Raw genomic sequence first — 20,539 nt, 5'->3', positions numbered from 1 at the left:
CCCTTTCGATAACCTGCGACGACAGCGACGGGGCGCGCGTATCGCTGGCAGAACCGCGCCCTTGTTTCACGCCCCGCCCAAGGCCCTTCCAGGGTGTCGTGGCCGGGCTGCGACTGTCGTCACGACCGCAGCGAATGCCCGACTTCAAAGTGCTGGACATGCTGGCCTTGGAACTGGGCCGCGTACAGACCGGGGACGATGACCTGCCTGCGCTTGTCGCGGTGCTTGACGGCCTCGCGAAAGGCCTGTGCTTTGCCGCGCCACCCGGAGCGTACAGCGACCGGACCGAACGTCGAAAGGTGCGGGCGGAAACCGGCGTGTCGCGGCGGAGGCTTGCGGCTTCGCGACGCTTTCGTCAGGCTCTCGGGCAGCTCGCGTCACAGACCCTGCCGCTGAGCGATCTGGCGCTGGACGCCGGATATTATGATCAATCTCATTTGTCTGCCGCTTGCCGTACCTTTGCCGGCAAACCGCCCGGCGCGTTGCGCGCTCAGTCCGCAACGTGTCGATTTGGCCTTTCGCTACAAGATGCGCGCCTCAAAGACCGCCTAAGAGTGGTCATCAATGAATGAAATCGAAGAGGAAGACCCGCCATGACGCGATTCGAACCAAAGAACCCCGACTATGACGCAAGCGTGCATGACAGTTTCAACCGCCAGCAGGTGATGCATACGTTGGGGATCAGCATTGCCGAGTTGTCGCCCGGCCGCATTGTTCTGGAAATGGCACATCAGGATACGCTGACCCAGCAGCATGGTTTTTTACATGCCGGAATCGTATCGACCGCGCTCGACAGCGCCTGCGGATACGCGGCCTTTTCGCTGATGCCCGCGGAAGCAGCCGTTTTGACAGCCGAATTCAAGATCAACCTGCTCAACCCGGCGGACGGCGAACGGTTTCGCTTCGTCGCTGACGTGGTGAAGCCGGGAAGGACTCTGACCATCTGCGAAGCGCGTGCCTATGCCGTGAAAGGCGAGGATGAGAAGCTGGTCGCGACGATGACCGGAACGCTTATGGCGCTTGTGGGGCGAACGGGCGTGGTGGGCTGACGACCGGGCCGGGGCGCAAATCAATCCGCGAGCCGGGCTTCGAGGACATGCCGCTGGACCTTTCCGCTGGTCGATCTGGGAAAATCCTCGAACGCGATAAAAAGAAACTCGCGCGGCCGTTTGTAGCCTGCGAGGTTGTCACGGCACAAATTCATCAGCGCTTCGGCATCCGGCCCGTCCTTGCTGCAGGCGACAAAGGCCACCGGACTTTCTCCCCATTTCACGTCGAATGCCCTTACTACAGCGGCATCAACCACACCGGGATGAGATAGAAGAACACGCTCGATCTCCGCAGGGTAGACGTTCTCGCCGCCAGTCTTAATCAAGTATTTGGCCCGGTCCACAAAGTCGATGGTGCGGTCCGCATTGCGCCGGAACAAGTCGCCCATGTGGAAAAAGCCGTTGCGAAAGTCGCGGGCGTTGGCGTCGTCGGCGTTCCAGTACCCCGAAAACAATGTCGGACCCCGCACAGCCATTTCGCCCGGCGTTCCATCCGGCACTTCGTGGTCGTCGGGATCGACCAGCCGAACCTCGCAAAATGCGCTGATGCGCTTTGAAAGCCGGTCCGGGGTCACACCCGGCGCAATCAGATCGGCGGTCCCCGGCGGCAGGCCGGTTTCAGTTGCGCCGAAGGAATTCAGATAGGGCGTGTCCAGAAGGGCTGTCAGCTCCGCGATCTGATGCGGCGGCACCAGATCGGCCATGGCGCCGCAAACCTTGATCCCCTTCACGGGCAAAGGGTTGGCGCGTCGTTCTGCGATAAAGGCGTCCAGCGCACCGGGCATCATCACGAACCAGCCGATCCGGTAGCGCGACAACGCTTCGTTGATGACTGCAGGCTGCAATCCGTCCACCATCACCACGGTCCCGCCCCGCAGGACCGTCGCCAGCGCATGATCGGTGGAGGCCATGTGGAACATCGGTGCCCAGGCGATAAACCCGTCACCGGGATCCAGTGCCAGTTGTGCCGCAAAAGCCATGGATCGGGCGATATGCGCGCGGTGGCTGATGAGGGCCCCCTTGGGCAGGCCCGTAGTCCCGGAGGTATACAAAATCGTCAGACCGGCCTCTGGATCGTCGACCATGGTTCCGGTGCGCGGGTCCGGCTCGACCCCGGCAATGGCCGTCTCCAGGTCTGGCCCGACGGTTAGACAGGGTGTCGCCGCGACAGCGCTATAAGCTGCTGAAAGATCGGGTTCGACAACCGCGAGCACCGGCTCGACCAGATCGATGCAGTGCTGCAGTTCATCGCGGGCAAGCCGCCAGTTCAGGCAAGCGACAATCGCGCCGATACCTGCCGCTGCCAGTTCGACCTCCAGGTATTCTGAGCGGTTGTGCGACAGGATCGCGATCCTGTCGCCGGGCACCACGCCTCGTGCCAGAAAGACAGCCGCCAGACGATCGACCCGCCCCAGCAATTCGGCATAGGTCAGTCTCTTGCTGCCGTCCTCGATGGCCAGATCCCCCGCGCAATCCTGTGCGCGGGTTCGAAAGATCGAATACAGGTCGGCGCGCCCTGCACGCGAGACTTCGGTCAGCATGGAATCCTCTCTTGCCAGGGTTTAGGTTCAAAGACTTTGCGCCAGGCGCACTCCTTCATCAATGGCGCGCAGCGCATCAAGTTCGGCGGCCTCCTTTGCGCCGCCAATCATCGTAACCGTGACGCCGCGCGCGGCAAGCTCTTCTGCTAGGGCCCGTTCCGGCTCCTGACCGGTGCACAGCACGATTGTATCGGCCACGATGATCTTTGGCATGCCGTCCACGAGGATATGCAGCCCCTCGTCGTCGATGCGGTCATAGGTCACTCCGCCCATGGCCTCGACCCCATGTTTGCGCAGCGCATTGCGCAGGATCCACCCTGTCGAGACACCAAGCCCTGCACCGGGTTTCTCTGTCTTGCGCTGAAGCATGACGACTTTGCGGCGCGATGGTTTCGGTGCCAGGGGATCGCCGATCAGAGCGCCCGACGAAGCAAATTCGGGGTCAACACCCCAAGTATCGCAAAAGGCTTCAGTATTGGCAAACTCGTCGGGATCAGTCACTAGGAACTCGGCCACATCATGGCCGATGCCCCCTGCCCCCATCACGACGACACGGTCGCCCGCCACGCGCTCACCGGACAGGATTTCGGCATAGGTCGCCACGCTGGGATGGTCGATACCCGGCAACTCGGGAACGCGTGGCGTGACGCCCGTGGCGATGACCACATGCTCGAAGCCTTCAAGATCGTTCACATCGGCCCGCTGCCCCAGACGCTGTTTGACACCATGCTTTTTCAACTGACCGGCATAATAGCGCAGGGTTTCGTCGAACTCGTCCTTGCCCGGTGCAGCGCGCGCCAGGTTCAGTTGACCGCCCAGCTTGTCCTGTGATTCGAACAGCGTGACATAATGGCCCAGCCGCGCCGCCTCTGCCGCGGTGGCCAGACCTGCGGCGCCACCGCCGACGACAGCCACGTTCTTTGGCACGTCGGTTGGCGTGTCCCGAAATTCCGTTTCACGCCCGGCCCTGGGATTGACGAGACACCCGACCGGCCTGTCCGAAAAGATGAAATCCAGGCAGGCCTGGTTGCAGGCAATGCAGGTGTTGATTTCGTCCGAGCGACCCTCGCGCGCCTTTTTTACGAAATTCGGATCGGCCAGAAACGGGCGCGCCATCGAGATCATGTCCGCATCGCCAGAGGCGAGTATGTCTTCGGCGAGTTCGGGTGTGTTGATTCGGTTTGAGGCGACCACCGGGATCGACACGGCCGTTTTTACGTTAGCCGCCGCCTTGCGCCATGCACCGCGCGGCACCGGATAGGCAATCGTAGGGACACGGGCCTCGTGCCAGCCGATGCCGGTGTTCAGAATATCCGCGCCTGCTGCCTCGATCTTGCGCGCCAGTGCGGCAATTTCATCGGCGGGCGCGCCGCCCTCGACCAGATCGGCCGCCGAAATCCGATAGATGACCAGGAAGTCGGGACCACAGCGTTCACGTACTGCACGCACGATCTCGACCGGGAATCGATGACGGTTCTCAGCGCTTCCGCCCCAGTCGTCGTCGCGCTTGTTGGTGTGAGTAACGGTGAATTCATTGATGAGGTATCCCTCGGACCCCATGATCTCGACGCCATCGAAGCCTGCGGCCTGCGCATTCGCAGAGGCCACGGCAAAATCCTCGATGGTACGGAGAATATCTGCTTCTGTCATTTCACGCGGGATGAAACGGTTGATCGGTGCCCGGATCGGCGACGGAGCCACACACCCTTCGATTTTTGCATAGCGCCCGGCGTGAAGAAGTTGCGCGCAAATCAGGCTACCTTCGGCTTGCACCGCCTCGCAGATCGGGCGCAGGCTGCGCGCTTCTTCCGGGTCATCAATTCGCGGACCTTCTGGATCGAAAATGCCCTCGGCATTGGGCGAAAATCCCCCGGTGATCAGAATCGCCGCCTCACCCCGCGCTCGCTCGGCGTAAAACGCGATCTGTTTGGCTATGCCGTCAGGCTCGGTTTCCAACCGCGTGTGCATCGACCCCATGATGACACGATTTCGCATCACGTGCCGACCCGCACGAATAGGGGAAAGCATGGTTTCAAAGCTCCCCGATGGTCCATTTTCCATTTTGATCCTCCTCCTCAAAACTACTCTTGATCTATATTCTAACATTTGTTAGATTTTTGGAAAGATAAATTTCGGTCATAGGGAGGAGCACCGATGCAATTCCAGCCTACAGAAGATCAAAAGGCGTTTCGCGAAACCGCGAAGCGCTTTGCAACTGAGAAACTTGCGCCCACTTATCAAGAGCGCGCAAGCGGCCACACCTTTGATCGCGCCCTGATCAAAGAGATGGGCGCACTGGGCCTGATCGGGGCCGATCTGCCTGAAGAATTCGGTGGGCTGGGCGAAAGCTCTGTCACGTCGGGGCTGATCGTCGAAGAGATCGCCTATGCCGATTTCAACGCAAGTTACGTGCAGCTTCTGGGCTCTCTCATGGGCGGCATGGTGGCCAAGCACGCGTCCAAAGAGATCGCATCGGAATGGGTTCCCAAAGTTGTTTCGGGTGAAGCTGTCATTGGTCTGGGTCTGACCGAGCCGCGCGGCGGGTCAGATGCGGCCAATCTGATTCTCAAGGCGGAGAAATCTGGGAACGGATGGCGGCTGAACGGCGAGAAAACCTCGATGAGCTTTGCGTCCCAGGCCGATGCTGCCGTGGTTTTCGCGCGCACGGGCGACCCTAGCGGCGGCTCGCGCGGGGTTAGCGCCTTTTTTGTCGATCTTAACCAGGAAGGCATCAAGCGAACTCATTTTGAAGACATCGGCACAAAACCTGTCGGGCGCGGGTCGGTGTTCTTTGACGATGTATTCGTGCCAGCCGAAAACATGATGGCGGAACAGGACCGTGCCTTTGGCACGATCATGGCGGGTTTCGACTATTCCCGCGCGCTGATCGGGCTGGAATGCCTGGGGGCCGCGCAAGCGTCGGTGGATGAAACCTGGGCCTACGTTCGGGAACGCGAGGCCTTCGGGGCCCCCATCGTGCAATACCAGGGCGTCAGCTTTCCGCTGGCCGAGGCCGAAACCCAGCTGACCATGATGCGCCAGCTTTGCTATTACACGCTGGACCTGCGCGACCGTGGCCTGCCGCATACCTCCGAAGCGGCCATGTGCAAATGGTATCTGCCCAAAACCGCCTGCGAGATCCTGCACCAGTGCCTGATCCTGCACGGGCATTACGGCTATACGACCGACCTGCCTCACCACCAGCGCTACAACGATGTGCTCGGCCTGCAGATCGGTGACGGTACAGCGCAAATCCAGAAGCTTGTGATTGCTCGCGAGAAGGTCGGACGGATGGCGCTGCAGTATGACAAGAAGGCGACGGGTGCTCAGAAATGAACGATCCCATCATCGTCACAACCGAGGGCAACACCGGCATCATCGAGCTGGCCCGCCCCGAGAAATTCAATTGCCTGTCACTTGATGTGCATGAGCGCATATCAGCCGCACGATCGGAATTCGAGGCAAACCCTGAAATCCGGACGATCCTCATCCGGGCGCAGGGCAAGCACTTTTGTACCGGCGCCGATCTGGTGGAAGTGAAAGGTAAATTGAACGATCCCGCCGCGCTGGATCATTTCATCGCCTTTGGCATGGAAAACCTGCGTGCGCTCGAAACCTCCTCCCTTCCTGTCGTAGTGGCTGTGCAGGGGTTGTGTCTGGCCGGCGGGATCGAACTGATGCTGGCATGCGATGTATGTTTCGCGGCCGAAACCGCCCAGTTTGGCGATCAGCATGCGCAATTCGGGCTGATTCCCGGTTGGGGCGGCTCACAGCGGCTGACACGGCTGATGGGGCAGCGCCGGGCACTCGATCTGATGTTCTCAGCCCGCTGGCTTGCGGCGGGAGAGGCCAAAGAGGCTGGGCTTGTCAATTACATCGTGCCGGACGCGGATCTGCACAAGTCCGCACTGGAATACTGCGAGAAAATCGCCACCCGCTCGCGTCCCGGTATCGCCGAGATGAAGCGGCTGGCACGGGAAGGCGCGGATCTCGGAATCGACCAGCAAATGCGGCTGGAACGTGATGCCGCCGTGCGCGCGTTGCCCAGTGATGATGTCGCCGAAGGTCTCGACGCGTTCGAGAACCGGCGCGCCCCTGAATTCAAGGCCTGAGGACGAAACATGGATTTCACTCTAAACGACGAACAGCGTCAGATTTACGAATACGGCGGTCTGTTGGCACAAAAATACGACAATGCTTATTGGCTGGACCACGCGCGCAGGCATGAGTTTCCGCAAGAGATGTTCAAGCAGATTGCCGATGACGGTTTTTTGGGCATCATGGTCCCAGAGGAATACGGCGGTGCGGGCCTTGGCATGACCGAAATGGCCCTGTTCATGGAAGGTACTGCCAATCACGGCATTCCGCTTCTGATGATGGTGGTCGGGCCAACCATGTCGCTGGCCCACATCGCCAGCCATGGGAGCGAATTCCACAAGAAAGAACTGCTGCCGGCCGCCTGCCGCGGTGATATCCAGTTCTGTTTCGCGATCACCGAACCGGGGGCCGGGTCGAACACAATGAAGGCCACCACGCTGGCCAAGCGTAGGGGCAACCGGTTCAGCCTGTCCGGAGAAAAGACCTTTATCACCGGTGCCGAAGTATCGGACTATTGCCTGGTTGTGGCGCGGACCAAACCGCACACCGAGGTCAGCCGTAAGACCGACGGCTTTACCTTGTTCGCTGTAGACCTGAAGAAAAAAGGCGTCGACAAGCAACGGGTTAAGATCTCGATCCCCCTGCCTGAAGAACAGTGGACCTTGTTCTTCGACGAGGTGGATCTGGGCCCCGAAGATGTGGTCGGCGAGGTGGACGAAGGGTTCTCGATCCTGTTCGACAGTCTCAACCCCGAGCGCATCATCCTGGCCGCATTGTGCTGCGGCATCGGCCGGTTCGCCCTGAACAAGGGCGTGAACTATGCCTCCGAGCGCAATGTGTTCGGCCAACCCATCGGTGCGCACCAGGGCGTGCAGCACCCAATGGCCAAGGCGCACACAGCGGTTGAGATGGCCAGCCTGATGACCCGTCGCGCGGCATGGGAGTTTGACAACAAACTGCCGGCAGGGGCTTCGTCAAACATGGCAAAATACGCCGCCGCCGAAGCTGGGATCGAAGCGGTGGATGCCGCGTTGCAGGCGCATGGCGGATCGGGTTTCACTGAGGATACGGGACTATACGAGATGTATCCGCTGGTGCGCCTGTTGCGTACGGCCCCCGTGAACCGCGAACTGTGCCTCAGCTTCATAGGCGAAAAGGTCATGGGTCTGCCTCGGTCCTATTGATCGCCCGGCCTAGAATGGAGGACAATATGCAATTTGGAATGCGCTTCCGGCGCGAGGATGCCGCTGACAAGGTAAATGATCGCTTCTGGCACGAGATCGAGGGCACGCCACTCGACGAGGTGCGCCGCATTCAGGAAGAGCGGTTGCGTGATCAGATGGCCTACCTCAAGGCGAACTCGACCTTTTATCAGGAAAAGTTCGCCGAGGCCGGTATGGAATTCGACGATATACGCACCATCGAAGACCTGCAGAAGCTGCCCTACACTTACAAGACCGAGATCCGCGAAAGCCTGTCCGCCGCGCCGCCGTTCGGCAAGCACCGCGCCGCGCCGATGGCCGACATCGTCCAGATGCAGGCCTCGTCGGGCACGACCGGCAGCCCCTCATATGTTGCCCTCACCGAAGCCGACGCCGAGATGTGGCACGAGATGACAGCGCGTTGTTTCTTTGCCAATGGCGTGCGCCCCGGCGACATGGTGCTGCATGCATTTTCGCTGGCCAAGGGCTTTGTCGGCGGCATTCCGGTGATGCAGGGCCTGCAGTACATGGGCACGATCGATGTGCCAGTGGGAGCGGACGGCGGTGTCGAGCGGCTGCTGCGCGCCTGCGCCGATACGCGCCCGCGTTGTATCGTCGGCGCTCCGAATTTCGTTCTGCACCTGGCTGAAAAGGCACCAGAAGTGCTGGGATGCAAGGCCAGTGAATTGGGCGTGGAACAAGTGGTCGTCGGCGGAGAGCCCGGCGGTGGCATCCCTGCAATTCGCGCCAAGATCGAAGAGGCATGGGGTGCAAAATGCTCTGAAATGCTGGGCGGCACCGACTTGGGCGTGACCTATTGGGCCGAATGTGACGCCCAGACGGGGATGCATATGGTCAACATGGACTATATCATCACCGAATTGCTCGACCCCGAAAGCGGCGCAATCATACCTTGGGAAAAAGGTGCCGAAGGCGAGATGATCTATACCGCCATCGGCCGGCAGGCGAGCCCTCTGGTGCGGTTCCGGTCAGGTGATTATATCGAGGTCATCGACACCGAATGCACCTGCGGTCGGACCGGCCCCAAAATCCGTTGCACCGGACGTACCGACGATATGCTGATCGTGCGCGGGGCAAATGTCTTTCCGTCGGCCATCAACAGCGTCATCACCGAAATGGTGCCGGAGACCAACGGCGTTATGCGCATCGTGGCCGATTTCGAAGGCCATACTACGCAAGGTGCGCTGACGGTGATCGTCGAACGCGGCCCCGATCGGGATCCGGCCGATGATGCCACCCTTAAAAAGAAAATCGAGCAACGACTGCGCGACTCCTTGGTTTTTAAGGCCGACGTTCACCTGGTTGCGGCCGACTCTTTCGAAAAACCCGGCGCCGCCAAGGTCGCCTTCGTTCTCAGAAAATATCCAGACCTGCCATGACAAAAATGAAATCCCTTCTCGACACCGCGTCGGACGACTTCCGCGCCAACGACGCGTCTTACCGCGATAAAGTTGACGAACTGCATGCCCTCCGGCTCACACAGCGCGTCGGCGGCCCCGAAAAAGCGCGCGAACGTCATGTGGAAAAAGGCAAGATCCTGCCCCGCGAACGGATTGAGCGTTTGATCGATCCGGGCACACCTTTTCTGGAACTCGGCGAACTGGCAGGACTGAACATGCACAAAGGTGTTCCGCCCGGTGCCGGTATCATCACCGGAATCGGTGTGATCGAAGGTCGTCAGTGCATGATCATCGCCAATGATGCGACCGTGAAGGGCGGCACATATTTCGGGATCACCTGCCGCAAACATGTCCGGGCACAAAAAATCGCATGGAATAACCGCCTGCCTGTCATCACGCTTGTTGACTCGGGCGGGGCTTTCCTGCCCGATCAGGCCAACCTGTTTCCTGACGAAGGCCAGTTCGGGTCCATCTTTCACCAACAGATCGGCATGTCCGGTGACGGCGTTCCGCAGATCGCCGTCGTCATGGGGCCTTGCACCGCTGGCGGTGCCTATATCCCGGCGCTCTGCGATGAAGTGGTGATCGTGCGTGGCCAGGGCTTCATGTATCTGGGTGGCCCGGAACTGACCTTTGCCGCGACGGGCGAAAAGGTGGATGCAGAAGAACTGGGCGGCGGCAAAATGCACTCGTCAGTGTCGGGTGTGACCGACCATCTTGCGGAGGATGACGCCCACGCGCTTGCCATCACGCGCGAGATCGTCAGCCATCTGGGCGAAAAGCCTCTGCCCCGCAAGACGCCGCAAACGCCGCGCCCCCCCGCCTATCCGGTCGAGGAAATCTACGGCATCATCAGCCGCGACCCGAAGGTACCTACCGAAAACCGCGAGATCATCGCGCGGCTTGTGGATGACAGCGATTTTCACGAATTTAAGCCGCTCTATGGCGACACGATCATGACCGGTTGGGGGCGCATCCATGGCCATGAGGTCGGTATACTCGCAAATACGGGCGTGCTGTTCGTCGAAGCCGCGCTGAAGGCAACGCATTTCATCAATCTCTGCGTCCAGCGAGATATCCCGTTGCTGTTTCTCGCTGATGTGAATGGCTTCATGGTGGGCCGCGAAGTCGAACAGATGGGCATCGCCAAAGCCGGGGCCAAGATGATCACGGCCATGTCCTCTGCGCGAGTGCCAAAGTTCACCATCATCACCGGCGGCTCATACGGAGCGGGCTATCTGGCCATGCTGGGCCGCCCGTTCCAGCCGGACGCGATGTTCGCCTGGCCGACGGGCCGTTCCGCGATAATGGGTCCCGAACAGGCTGCAAGCGTGCTGGCTCAGGTCCGCGCGCAGATCCATGAACGCGAAGGGAAAAGCTGGTCGCCGGAGGAAGAAGAAGCCTTCAAGGCGCCGATCCGAAAGGAATACGAAAATTTTCAGGGTGCCTATAATTTTGCTTCCAACCTTTGGATCGACAGCGTGATCGAGCCCAGTGAGACCCGTGACGTCATGGCGCTGATGCTGGATGTGACATCACGCAGACCCAAGGTCGATACCAATTTCGGCGTCTTCAGGATGTGAGGAGCGAACCATGAAAATCAAAACGCTTCTGATCGCCAACCGCGGCGAAATTGCCTGCCGGATCGCGCGCACCGCGCGGGCCAGCGGTATCGCCCCTGTCGGTATACATTCGCAGGCCGACGCCAATGCCCTGCATGTCCGCGAGATTGGCAAATCGGTCTGTATTGGCGCCGGACCTGCATCCGAAAGCTATCTGAAAATCGATGCGGTGATTGCCGCCGCGCAATCAGTGGGTGCGGATGCAATCCATCCCGGTTACGGCTTTCTGGCAGAGAACCCCGACTTTGCCCGTGCGGTCGAAGCCGCCGGCATGATCTTTATGGGGCCGACGCCGGAAACGCTTGAACGATTCGGCGACAAAGCCAGCGCCAAACAGGCCGCCGTGGCAGCCAGCGTCCCGGTCATTTCAGGCGCGGAAGGCGCGCGGTCGGATCCCCAGCAGATTGCCGACGAGGTGCGCCAAATGGGCCTGCCAGTCCTGCTCAAGGCGGTCGGTGGCGGAGGCGGGCGCGGTCAACGGCTCGTCACCGACGAAACCACGCTGGTCGAGGACATCGAAGGCGCGCTGCGCGAGGCTAAATCCACCTTCGGCTCCGAAGGGCTGTTGTTGGAGCGTTTCCTGCCCGAGGCGCGCCATGTCGAAGTGCAGATCGCGGGCGACGGCAAGGGCCATGTAGTACATCTGTTTGAACGCGATTGCACGCTTCAGCGCCGCCACCAGAAAGTCATCGAGGAAGCACCGGCTTGGGGTCTGCCCCGAACGCTTCTGGACGACATCGCACGCGACGCGGTGCGCTTGGGCGAAACGCTGGACTATCGCGGGCTGGGCACGGTCGAATTTCTGGTCGCGGGGGACGAGTATTTCTTCCTTGAGGTGAACCCGCGTATTCAAGTGGAACACCCCGTTACCGAGGCGATTACTGGGTTGGACCTTGTCGCGCTTCACTTGCGCATTGCCGAAGGTGCGGGCCTTGGTCTGGTTCAGGAGGACCTCAAGATCAACGGACATGCGGTCGAGGCGCGACTGTACGCCGAAGACCCAAGTATGCAATTTGCCCCGTCGACGGGCACGCTCTCCACGCTCCGCCTGCCATCGGGCCTGCGCATCGACAGTGGCGTCGAGGAAGGCGACGCGGTCACACCTTATTACGATCCGATGATCGCCAAGCTGATCGTGCACGCGCCCGACCGGGAAACTGCACTGGCGCGTCTGGCTACCGCGCTGGATCATGTCTCGGTCGAAGGCGTCGAGACCAATCGCGCCTTTCTGACGGCGCTGGCGCGAAACCCTGAATTCGAACGGATGCAGGTGCATACCCGCTGGATCGACGGCAGGCTGGACGAGTTGACACAAGCAACCGCCCTCGTTCGCCCCGATCTGTGGAAAGCGGCAGCCGCCATTCTCTTTGTGACTACATCGCGCGGCGACGCGAACGCCAATCCCTGGGCCAACCGTGACTCCTTTACCGGCTGGCGGCTTGGCCTGGGCGGAGATGCTATCGAAGCGGGGCAGCGTGTGACGCTCACCGATTCAGACCAGGCATCCGAGGAATTGCGTGTCGGGCCTGTCAAACCGGGTGCAATATACACAGTCTATTCGGAGAACAGCGAAGCGCTGATACTGTCCGCACGTGAAATCTCGCCGGGCCGTTGGCGTATTGCTGAGGGCGACACTGTCCACTTGATCGAGACACGTCTGCACGCCGGCGTGATCGAACTGGACACACCCGAAGGCCGTCTTATCTTCCGCCCTGCCGCGCCCCTTGCCTTTGCCGGCGGCGAAGCTGTGGCGGATCGCGCCGTGACCTCTCCACTGACGGGTATGATTGTCGAAATCAAGGTTTCCGACGGCCAGACTGTCGCCGAAGGCGACGTGGTTGCGGTCATGGAATCGATGAAACTCGAAATCTCGATCCGGGCGACTGCGGCCGGAATCGCCAGCAATATATCCGTCTCGAATGGAGACATGGTCGATCGCGGCCAGGTCATCGCCGAGATTCTGCCATCCGAGGAGTGATGAAATGAACGACTTTCCCAAATTCGTCGAATTTCGTGAGGAAGGCCCGCGTGAGGGTTTCCAGATCGAAAAAAAGATTTATCCGATCGAAGAAAGAATCGAGCTGATCGACATGCTCAGCGAAACCGGTCTCAAGCGCATTCAGGTCGGCAGCTTTGTCAGCCCGAAATACGTGCCGCAGATGGCCGATACCGGAGAGCTGTTCCAGCGCATCAAGCGCAAGCCGGGTGTGAACTACACGTCGCTCTGGCTGAACGACAAAGGGTTTCGCAAGGCCTTGACCGCGCATGAGGTCGATATCGATCCGCGCCTGCTGTTCTATCCGTCCGAGGCATTCGCTCAATCAAACAATAATTGTTCCTCTGTAGAGATGCGCGAAAGGCAACGCGACTGGGTCCGCCTTTACAAAGAAGAGGGATATACGGTCGACGCGGCCTATGTGATGACGGCCTTCGGCTGCAATCTCGAAGGTCCGATCCCGCAAAAGCGCATCCTGGACGATTTCCGTTTCATACTTCAACTGTGCGAAGAAGAGGACATCCCCGTGCCGATCCTTGTGATCGCCGACACCATGGGCTGGGGAAACCCCGAGGCGGTCAAACGCATGATCGGCGCCCTTCGCGAAATGGCGCCCGAGGCGCGCATCGGTATGCATATCCATGACACACGCGGGCTGGGAATCGCCAACGTTTATGCCGCTCTGTCGATGGGCGTGGACATGTTTGAAAGCTCGGTTGCCGGTCTTGGCGGCTGTCCTTTCGCGGGCCACGGCCACGCCCGCGCCGCAGGAAATGTCTGTACCGAAGATGCAGTGTTCCTGTGTCACGAGTTGGGCATCGAGACCGGCATTGATCTGGACAAGCTGATCGCAGCGGCGGTCAAGGCAGAAGAGATCATCGGCGTACCGCTCATGGGCCGGGTCATGCATACCGGCGGCCTGGACAAATACCGCAAGGCAAGCTGAGGGAGAATGAGAATGTCAAAGGCACTTGATGGAAAGGTTGTTCTGGTCACCGGGGCCGGCGGGGGGATCGGGCGTGACATCGCCTTGATGGCAGCCTCGGAAGGCGCCGCCGTGGTCGTCAATGATCTGGGCGCGTCCCTGAAAGGCACCGGTCAGACAGAAACCGCGGCGCAGAAAGTCGTTGAAGAGATCAAGGCAGCAGGCGGCGACGCCATTGCCGATGGCGGCAACGTCACCGATCCCGACGCCGCACGCGCGATGATCGAAGCTGGTGTCAAAGAATTCGGCCGCATCGACGGGGTGGTAAACAACGCCGGCATTCTGCGCGACGGTTACTTCCACAAGATGACCTATGAGGATTTCGACGCGGTGGTGAAGGTCCATCTTTATGGTGCCTTCAATACCAGCCGCGCGGCCGCCGACTATTTCCGCGAACAGGAAAGCGGCGCGCTCGTGCACATGACCTCGACCTCGGGGCTGATCGGCAATTTTGCCCAGGCGAACTACTCTGCCGCGAAGCTGGGCATCGCGGCCTTCTCAAAATCTGTTGCGCTTGATCTCAAGCGCTGGAACGTCCGGTCCAATTGCATCGCGCCCTTCGCCTGGAGCCGGATGATCTCGTCGATCAAGACCGACACCGAAGAACAGAAGGCGCGGGTTGCCAAGATCAAGGAGATGACACCAGCCAAGGTCGCGCCGATGGCCTGTTTTCTGATGAGCGACCGCGCGGCTGACGTGTCAGGACAAATCTTTGCGGTGCGCAAGAACGAGATCTTCCTGTTCAACCAGCCCCGCCCGGTACGGTCGATCCATTCCGGTGATGGCTGGACCGCCGATGAAATCGCCGAGCGCGCCATTCCCGCGCTCAAATCGCAGTTCACGCCGCTCGAGGTTTCGGCGGATGTCTTTTCTTGGGATCCAGTCTAATGGGAAAACGCAAAGAAAAAATCAGCTCCGATATTGCCTGGAGCACCTCTGACAAGATCAGCGTGCGTGGCCTCGACCTGCCCAACGAGATTCTGGGGCACATGAACCTCGGCGATCTGGCATTCCTGCAGTTGACAGGCCGCAAGGCCACACCCGAGGAAAGCCGGGTGTTCAACGCCATCGTCATTACACTGGTCGAACATGGCATCACGCCTTCGGCACTGGCGGCGCGGATGACCTATATGGGGGCGCCGGAATCGCTTCAGGCGGCTGTGGCGGCTGGCTTGTGTGGGCTGGGCACCGTCTTTGTCGGTTCGATGGAAGGTGCCTCGAAAATGCTTTACGAGGCGCTGCCACAGGACAAGTTGGGCACCGGTGTCGATCTGGATGCGCTGGCCGTCGAGACGGTGGAAAAGTTCCGCACCCGCAAGATGATCGTGCCGGGGCTCGGACATCCGGTGCACAAGCCAGTCGATCCGCGCACGCCACGCCTGTTCCAGATCGCTGCCGAGAACGGCAAGTCCGGTGAATACATCAAGTTGATCCAGAAAATTCAGGCCGTTGCCGAAGAAAAATCGGGCAAGATGCTGCCGATCAATGCCACTGGTGCGATTGGAGCCATCTGCTGTGAATTCGGCTTTCCCTGGAAGATCGTGCGCGGCTTTGGTGTCATGGCACGCGCCATCGGTCTGGTCGGTCATATCCTTGAAGAGAGCGAAAACCCGATTTCTTATGAGCTTTGGCAGCGTGCCGAGCAGGAAATTCTTGAAACGTCGGGTCCGGGAGCGAAGTAGCCAATGCAGACGTCAGCCCCAGACACTCACACCGATTTGCGCGACGCCTTGCGCGCACTTTGCGCGCAGTTTCCGCCGGAATATCATCGCAAGTTCGGCGAGAACGAAACCTACCCCGAGGAATTCGTCGATGCGCTGACCCGCGAGGGCTGGCTCGCGGCGATGATCCCCGAGGAATACGGTGGCTCGGGTCTGGGGTTGACGGAAGCCTCGATCATCGTGGAAGAGGTGAACCGCTGCGGCGGCAACGCGGGTCATTGCCACGGGCAGATGTATAATATGGGCACGCTGCTGCGGCACGGTTCGGATGAGCAAAAGCAGAAATACCTGCCCAGCATTGCCAGCGGCGCGTTGCGCCTACAATCCATGGCCGTGACCGAACCGACAACCGGAACTGACACCACCAAACTGAAGACCACCGCGGTCAAGAAGGGTGACCGGTATGAGATCAATGGCCAGAAGGTCTGGATCAGCCGCATCCAGCATTCTGACCTGATGATCCTTCTGGCACGCACCACGCCTCTGAACGAGGTCAAGAAAAAGTCGCAGGGCCTGTCGATCTTTATGGTCGATCTGAAAGAGGCAATCGGCAACGGCATGGAGGTCCGCCCCATCGCCAATATGCCCGGACACGAAACAAATGAAGTATTTTTTGACAGCCTGGAAATCCCCGCTGAAAATCTCATAGGGACCGAAGGGCGCGGGTTTTACCACATTCTTGACGGGCTGAACGCCGAACGGACCCTGATTGCGGCGGAATGTATCGGTGATGGATACTGGTTCGTTGACAAGGCTCGCGCTTATGCAGGCGACCGCGTCGTCTTTGACCGTCCCATCGGCCAGAACCAGGGCGTGCAATTCCCTATCGCCAGATCCTATGTGAATATCGAGGCCGCCAATCTGATGCGCTTTGAAGCCTGCAGACGATTCGATGCCGGGATGGATAGTGGGGCGCAGGCGAATATGGCCAAGCTGCTGGCTTCAGAGGCCAGTTGGGAGGCGGCCAATGCCTGCATCCAGACCCATGGCGGTTTCGGTTTCGCACGGGAATACGATGTCGAGCGCAAGTTCCGAGAGGCCCGACTGTATCAGGTGGCCCCGATCTCGACCAACCTGATCCTGTCCTACGTCGGCGAGCATATTCTGGGTATGCCGCGGTCGTTCTGAAATTTGTCTGGGCGAGATTCCTGACATGCGGGACCAAAGCCGCAATCCAAAGAAACATCCTTGGTCTGGGCAATGAGGCCAGCTCACCGATCTGTGTGAGGGCAAAGACATGTTCGACACGGTTGTTATCGACCAACGCGGCTTTTGATTTTAGCGATGGAGGATTTGCAACTTTGATGTCGGATACGACATGCTGCAGTTGCAGGTCCTTTACCATGAACGCCTTCGCATGTGTTAGATATGCGCGGCGGGGTATTGCATCAGCAACTGCTCTTTAGGCACAGCAAGCACAGGCTGTTGCGACGGCGCATACCACTTCGATCCACCCGAACCTGAACGCAAGCATGCGGCGCCGAACGGCGACCGCGGAGAGAACATTGGAGTCCGGCGCGCAGTGTGAAACATTGCACGATCAGATCTTGTCCACGACGATTAGAGAACTTGCTCGTCCACTAACATATGTGACGCTTGGGTTTCTCGGGCGGCAAGGTCAAGGGGCATCGGCTCAAGGAGTTGAGACAAGGTTTCCCACCCGTCGAACTGGCGCATCTCGATCTGGCCGGACGCATATGCTGGGCCTGTCGTGCACGGCACTTTCTTCAAGCTGACACTACTTTTTGAACCTTGTGGCAAAGGCGATAAGTAAGTTTCCTCATGGGTTTTCCTTCCGGGGCCAGCACTGACATCGATGACACCCCCCCCCTGCGAGATTCAGTTGACCTGCAAGCTCGATGCTGCCTCAGGGACAGTCCGTCGTCAGGACGAAACCAGCCAGTGCTTTTTTTCCGCCAATTACTCTGCGAGGTCACGAGAGTCAGTTGTTGATTTGTTTTCTAACATACGTTAGTTTTGTGAAGGGGGCTGGAAAAAGCCAATAAAATTCTGTGAAGATCGCGGGGAGGAGCGTTGATGCGCGGAGGCCTAGACGTCAATTGGGCGACAGTTCGTGCCGCGGTGATTTACCGCACAGCACGCCAAAACCAAGCATGGATTACGATATGACCACCGCTGCGGGATTCGCACCGCTTGGAGTTCATGGCGCGACATTGAAATTCGGCGGTGTGACTGCGCTCGACGATGTAAGCATCACCGTCAATGACAACGAATTGCTGGCAATCATAGGCCCGAACGGTGCCGGAAAAACATCTCTTCTGAATGTTACAGCAGGGTTTTATCGTCCTCAGAAAGGACGTGTCGAACTGTCCGGTAAAGACGTCACAGGATTGCGTGTCGACCAGATCGCTCGACTGGGTCTGGCGCGCACCTTTCAGGGCACCCATCTTTTTGCCGGGCAGAGTGTGGTGGAAAACATCATGATCGGTCGTCACATGCTGATGAAATCGAATGTGATTCAGGCCTTTTTCCAGTTCGGCCCAGTGATACGCGAAGAGTCCGAGCATCGCGAAGCGGCAGAGGAAATCATTGATTTCCTGGAAATTACAGCAATCCGAAGCAGGCCTGTCGGCACATTGGGCTATGGGTTGCGCAAGCGGGTCGACCTGGGGCGAGCGCTGGCGCAGGAGCCGTCGATACTGCTGATGGACGAGCCGATGGCTGGCATGAACTCGGAAGAGAAGGAAGACCTGGCGCGCTTCATTCTCGATGTGCGCGAAGCGCGCAAAATTCCGGTGGTTCTGGTTGAGCATGACATGGGTGTGGTGATGGATATTGCCGACCGGATCGTGGTGCTAGATTTTGGGAAAGTGATCGCCGAAGGAACGCCCGAAGAGATCCAGAAAAACCCAGCAGTGATCAAGGCATATCTGGGGTAGCGGAATGGTCAAACAACGAAAAGCAATGGTCTATACCGACCCGGCCGTGACGCAGAGCGAAACCCTGCCACAGGTTTTGCTTGCGCGTGCATCCTCAACCCCCAACGCGCTGGCCGAGCGCCATAAGCACCTAGGAATCTGGCGCGAATTCACTTGGGCCAATGTGCTTGACAAGGTCCGAGCGCTGGCACTCGGGCTGGAGGACAAAGGCCTGAAAGCAGGCGACTCCGTGATGATGATCGGAGAGAACGAGCCAGAGCATTTCTGGGCCGAATACGCGGTACAGTCACTTGGCGGGAAGGTTCTGTCTGTCTATCCTGATCAGACCGCTGAGGAAATTCTTTACCTCGCAGAAGATTCCCAGACACGAATATTTCTGGCGCAGGACCAGGAACAAGTTGATAAATGCATTGAGATCGCGAACAAGTACCAGGGAGGCTTGGCGATCATTTACTGGGATGGTTCGGGGCTTTGGAACTACGACCACCCGCTGTTGTGTTCGTTCGAGAGCGTGAGCGACGCCGGACGACAAATACACGCCAAAGACCCTTCCCGGTTTGAAGATCATGTCAAACGTGGTCGTGCCGAGGACACGGCTCTGCTGTCCTACACGTCAGGGACCACCGGAAAGCCCAAAGGCGTTATCATCAGCCATCGCTATCTGTTCGACAACTGCTCGCGGGTGATGGGCGCGATCGAAATTGCACCGGGCACGGAATACCTCACCTATATCTCACCGGCCTGGGTGACGGAACAGATTTTCGGCCTGTCGATCGGGCTGATCGCGCCGATGGTCGTGAACTTTCCCGAAGGCCCCGAGGAAGTGCTGGATAACATCCGCGAACTCGCGGTTGACGCTTTGGTGTTCAGCCCGCGCCAGTGGGAAAATCTCGCCTCTATCGTTCAGGCTCGGATGCTGGGGGCCGGCAACGTCCGCAAGGCAATGTACAACTGGGGTATGAAAGTCGGCCGCGACGTTTATGTCGAACATCTGGAAGGGCGCAAGCCAACCCTTTCCGCTCGCCTGCAACTCCCCATCGCCGAGGCGCTCGTCCTGCATCACCTGCGCGACAATCTCGGACTTGGGAAAGCCAAGAACGCACTAAGCGGCGGTGCGCTGATGGCGCCGGATGTCTTTCGCATGTTCCACGCGATGGGTGTCAAACTGCGCAATGTCTACGGGGCGACCGAGATCGGGCTTCTGACCGCACATGTGGGCGAAAGCTATCAGCTTGAAACAAGCGGTAGCTGGATGCAAAGCAACACTTCCTATGGCAACCCGCTCGAATACCGGGTTTCGCCGCAAGGGGAACTTCAGGTCCGCGGCGGATCGGGTTTCGGCGGGTATCACGGCAAACCCGATAAAACTGCCGAGGCGCTGACCGAAGAAGGCTGGTATGCCACCGGCGACGCTGTCTCGATGACCGACGACGGAGAACTCGTGTTCTTCGATCGGGTCAAAGACATGCGCCGACTGGCAAACGGGCACAGCTATCCGCCGCAGTTCATCGAGACGCGGCTGCGTTATAGCCCCTTCATCAAGGATCTGATGACCCTGGGCGATGAAACCCGAGACTTTGTCAGCGCGCTGATCAATATAGACATGGAAGTTCTCGGCCGTTGGGCGGAAGAGAACAAGATCAGTTTTTCAACCTATACTGATCTGTCGCAAAAACCCGAGATTCTTGAACTCATCAGGAACGAAGTAGCGCGTATCAATGCGCTTCTGCCTGAGGGTTCGCGCGTGGTGCGGTTTGCGAACTTTCCAAAGGAACTAGACCCGGATGAAGGCGAGTTGACCCGGAGCCGGAAACTCCGCCGCGCCTTTCTGGAAGAGCGATATGCGAAGCTTGTCGAGGCGATTTATGCCGGTGATGACAAGACCAGCCTTGAAATCGCCGTGACCTATCAGGATGGCCGCCAGGGCGTGCTCAAAGCCAGTGTTCACGTATCGGATGTTGAAGACGCATCTAAGGCTGCCAATCGGCAGTCGCAAACTTAAGG

At 59.2% G+C, this 20,539-nt stretch carries 16 protein-coding genes; 14 read left to right on the top strand and 2 right to left on the bottom strand.

All coding sequences use genetic code 11. The annotated features are described in order from the left end of the window. The first annotated feature begins 134 nt into the window (after positions 1-134). Positions 135-572, top strand: a complete 438-nt coding sequence (locus tag K7H22_RS16640; RefSeq protein ID WP_230802013.1) for a helix-turn-helix domain-containing protein — start codon at positions 135-137, stop codon at positions 570-572. A 21-nt stretch (positions 573-593) separates the two neighbouring features. Next, positions 594-1,049 carry a PaaI family thioesterase gene (locus tag K7H22_RS16635; RefSeq protein WP_230802012.1) on the top strand — a complete coding sequence of 152 codons (456 nt, stop codon included), beginning with the start codon at positions 594-596 and terminating at the stop codon, positions 1,047-1,049. 20 nt (positions 1,050-1,069) lie between these two features. Here the strand turns inward: K7H22_RS16635 and K7H22_RS16630 are convergent, their stop codons facing one another. Both K7H22_RS16630 and K7H22_RS16625 read right to left on the bottom strand, forming a co-directional pair. Beyond that, positions 1,070-2,590: a class I adenylate-forming enzyme family protein gene (locus tag K7H22_RS16630; protein ID WP_230802011.1), complete on the bottom strand. Its 1,521-nt coding sequence runs from the start codon at positions 2,588-2,590 to the stop codon at positions 1,070-1,072. Positions 2,591-2,617: 27 nt separating this feature from the next. Next, positions 2,618-4,618 carry an NADPH-dependent 2,4-dienoyl-CoA reductase gene (locus K7H22_RS16625; protein ID WP_330165862.1) on the bottom strand — a complete coding sequence of 667 codons (2,001 nt, stop codon included), beginning with the start codon at positions 4,616-4,618 and terminating at the stop codon, positions 2,618-2,620. A gap of 126 nt (positions 4,619-4,744) precedes the next feature. Here K7H22_RS16625 and K7H22_RS16620 point away from each other — a divergent pair, with 126 nt between their 5' ends. From K7H22_RS16620 to K7H22_RS16565, 12 genes are all read left to right on the top strand, one after another. After that, a complete protein-coding gene (locus K7H22_RS16620; protein ID WP_230802009.1) occupies positions 4,745-5,926 on the top strand; it encodes an acyl-CoA dehydrogenase family protein in 1,182 nt (393 codons plus the stop codon). Next, positions 5,923-6,702 (top strand): enoyl-CoA hydratase/isomerase family protein, encoded by a 780-nt coding sequence (locus K7H22_RS16615; RefSeq protein WP_230802008.1) that lies wholly within the window; start codon positions 5,923-5,925, stop codon positions 6,700-6,702. Before K7H22_RS16620 ends, K7H22_RS16615 begins: the two co-directional genes overlap by 4 nt. 9 nt (positions 6,703-6,711) lie before the next feature. Next, positions 6,712-7,872 carry an acyl-CoA dehydrogenase family protein gene (locus K7H22_RS16610; protein ID WP_230802007.1) on the top strand — a complete coding sequence of 387 codons (1,161 nt, stop codon included), beginning with the start codon at positions 6,712-6,714 and terminating at the stop codon, positions 7,870-7,872. Positions 7,873-7,898: 26 nt separating this feature from the next. After that, complete coding sequence (locus K7H22_RS16605) at positions 7,899-9,290, top strand: phenylacetate--CoA ligase family protein (protein WP_230802006.1); 1,392 nt, start codon at positions 7,899-7,901, stop codon at positions 9,288-9,290. After that, entirely contained in the window at positions 9,287-10,894 is a 1,608-nt protein-coding gene (locus K7H22_RS16600) for an acyl-CoA carboxylase subunit beta (RefSeq protein WP_230802005.1), read from the top strand. Before K7H22_RS16605 ends, K7H22_RS16600 begins: the two co-directional genes overlap by 4 nt. A 10-nt stretch (positions 10,895-10,904) precedes the next feature. Continuing rightward, positions 10,905-12,911 (top strand): biotin carboxylase N-terminal domain-containing protein, encoded by a 2,007-nt coding sequence (locus tag K7H22_RS16595; protein WP_230802004.1) that lies wholly within the window; start codon positions 10,905-10,907, stop codon positions 12,909-12,911. 4 nt (positions 12,912-12,915) lie between these two features. Continuing rightward, positions 12,916-13,875: a hydroxymethylglutaryl-CoA lyase gene (locus K7H22_RS16590; RefSeq protein WP_230802003.1), complete on the top strand. Its 960-nt coding sequence runs from the start codon at positions 12,916-12,918 to the stop codon at positions 13,873-13,875. Positions 13,876-13,887: 12 nt separating this feature from the next. After that, entirely contained in the window at positions 13,888-14,802 is a 915-nt protein-coding gene (locus tag K7H22_RS16585; RefSeq protein WP_230802002.1) for an SDR family NAD(P)-dependent oxidoreductase, read from the top strand. Continuing rightward, positions 14,802-15,596 (top strand): citryl-CoA lyase, encoded by a 795-nt coding sequence (locus K7H22_RS16580; protein ID WP_230802001.1) that lies wholly within the window; start codon positions 14,802-14,804, stop codon positions 15,594-15,596. Before K7H22_RS16585 ends, K7H22_RS16580 begins: the two co-directional genes overlap by 1 nt. 3 nt (positions 15,597-15,599) lie before the next feature. Next, complete coding sequence (locus tag K7H22_RS16575; RefSeq protein WP_230802000.1) at positions 15,600-16,763, top strand: acyl-CoA dehydrogenase family protein; 1,164 nt, start codon at positions 15,600-15,602, stop codon at positions 16,761-16,763. 998 nt (positions 16,764-17,761) lie between these two features. Continuing rightward, positions 17,762-18,535 (top strand): ABC transporter ATP-binding protein, encoded by a 774-nt coding sequence (locus tag K7H22_RS16570; protein ID WP_230801999.1) that lies wholly within the window; start codon positions 17,762-17,764, stop codon positions 18,533-18,535. 4 nt (positions 18,536-18,539) lie between these two features. Further along, positions 18,540-20,537 carry an AMP-binding protein gene (locus tag K7H22_RS16565; protein WP_230801998.1) on the top strand — a complete coding sequence of 666 codons (1,998 nt, stop codon included), beginning with the start codon at positions 18,540-18,542 and terminating at the stop codon, positions 20,535-20,537. The last annotated feature ends 2 nt before the right edge of the window (positions 20,538-20,539 follow it).

This window comes from Seohaeicola saemankumensis, from assembly GCF_021021435.1.
Classification (GTDB): Bacteria; Pseudomonadota; Alphaproteobacteria; order Rhodobacterales; family Rhodobacteraceae; genus Seohaeicola.
The sequence above is the reverse complement of the archived record's forward strand: the minus strand, read 5'-3'. Positions and strand labels throughout refer to the sequence as shown.

Coding starts and splice junctions, on each gene's coding strand:
- K7H22_RS16640 (WP_230802013.1), top strand. CDS start 135: ATGCCCGACTTCAAAGTGCTGGACATGCTGGCCTTGGAACTGGGCCGC.
- K7H22_RS16635 (WP_230802012.1), top strand. CDS start 594: ATGACGCGATTCGAACCAAAGAACCCCGACTATGACGCAAGCGTGCAT.
- K7H22_RS16630 (WP_230802011.1), bottom strand. CDS start 2,590: ATGCTGACCGAAGTCTCGCGTGCAGGGCGCGCCGACCTGTATTCGATC.
- K7H22_RS16625 (WP_330165862.1), bottom strand. CDS start 4,618: ATGCTTTCCCCTATTCGTGCGGGTCGGCACGTGATGCGAAATCGTGTC.
- K7H22_RS16620 (WP_230802009.1), top strand. CDS start 4,745: ATGCAATTCCAGCCTACAGAAGATCAAAAGGCGTTTCGCGAAACCGCG.
- K7H22_RS16615 (WP_230802008.1), top strand. CDS start 5,923: ATGAACGATCCCATCATCGTCACAACCGAGGGCAACACCGGCATCATC.
- K7H22_RS16610 (WP_230802007.1), top strand. CDS start 6,712: ATGGATTTCACTCTAAACGACGAACAGCGTCAGATTTACGAATACGGC.
- K7H22_RS16605 (WP_230802006.1), top strand. CDS start 7,899: ATGCAATTTGGAATGCGCTTCCGGCGCGAGGATGCCGCTGACAAGGTA.
- K7H22_RS16600 (WP_230802005.1), top strand. CDS start 9,287: ATGACAAAAATGAAATCCCTTCTCGACACCGCGTCGGACGACTTCCGC.
- K7H22_RS16595 (WP_230802004.1), top strand. CDS start 10,905: ATGAAAATCAAAACGCTTCTGATCGCCAACCGCGGCGAAATTGCCTGC.
- K7H22_RS16590 (WP_230802003.1), top strand. CDS start 12,916: ATGAACGACTTTCCCAAATTCGTCGAATTTCGTGAGGAAGGCCCGCGT.
- K7H22_RS16585 (WP_230802002.1), top strand. CDS start 13,888: ATGTCAAAGGCACTTGATGGAAAGGTTGTTCTGGTCACCGGGGCCGGC.
- K7H22_RS16580 (WP_230802001.1), top strand. CDS start 14,802: ATGGGAAAACGCAAAGAAAAAATCAGCTCCGATATTGCCTGGAGCACC.
- K7H22_RS16575 (WP_230802000.1), top strand. CDS start 15,600: ATGCAGACGTCAGCCCCAGACACTCACACCGATTTGCGCGACGCCTTG.
- K7H22_RS16570 (WP_230801999.1), top strand. CDS start 17,762: ATGACCACCGCTGCGGGATTCGCACCGCTTGGAGTTCATGGCGCGACA.
- K7H22_RS16565 (WP_230801998.1), top strand. CDS start 18,540: ATGGTCAAACAACGAAAAGCAATGGTCTATACCGACCCGGCCGTGACG.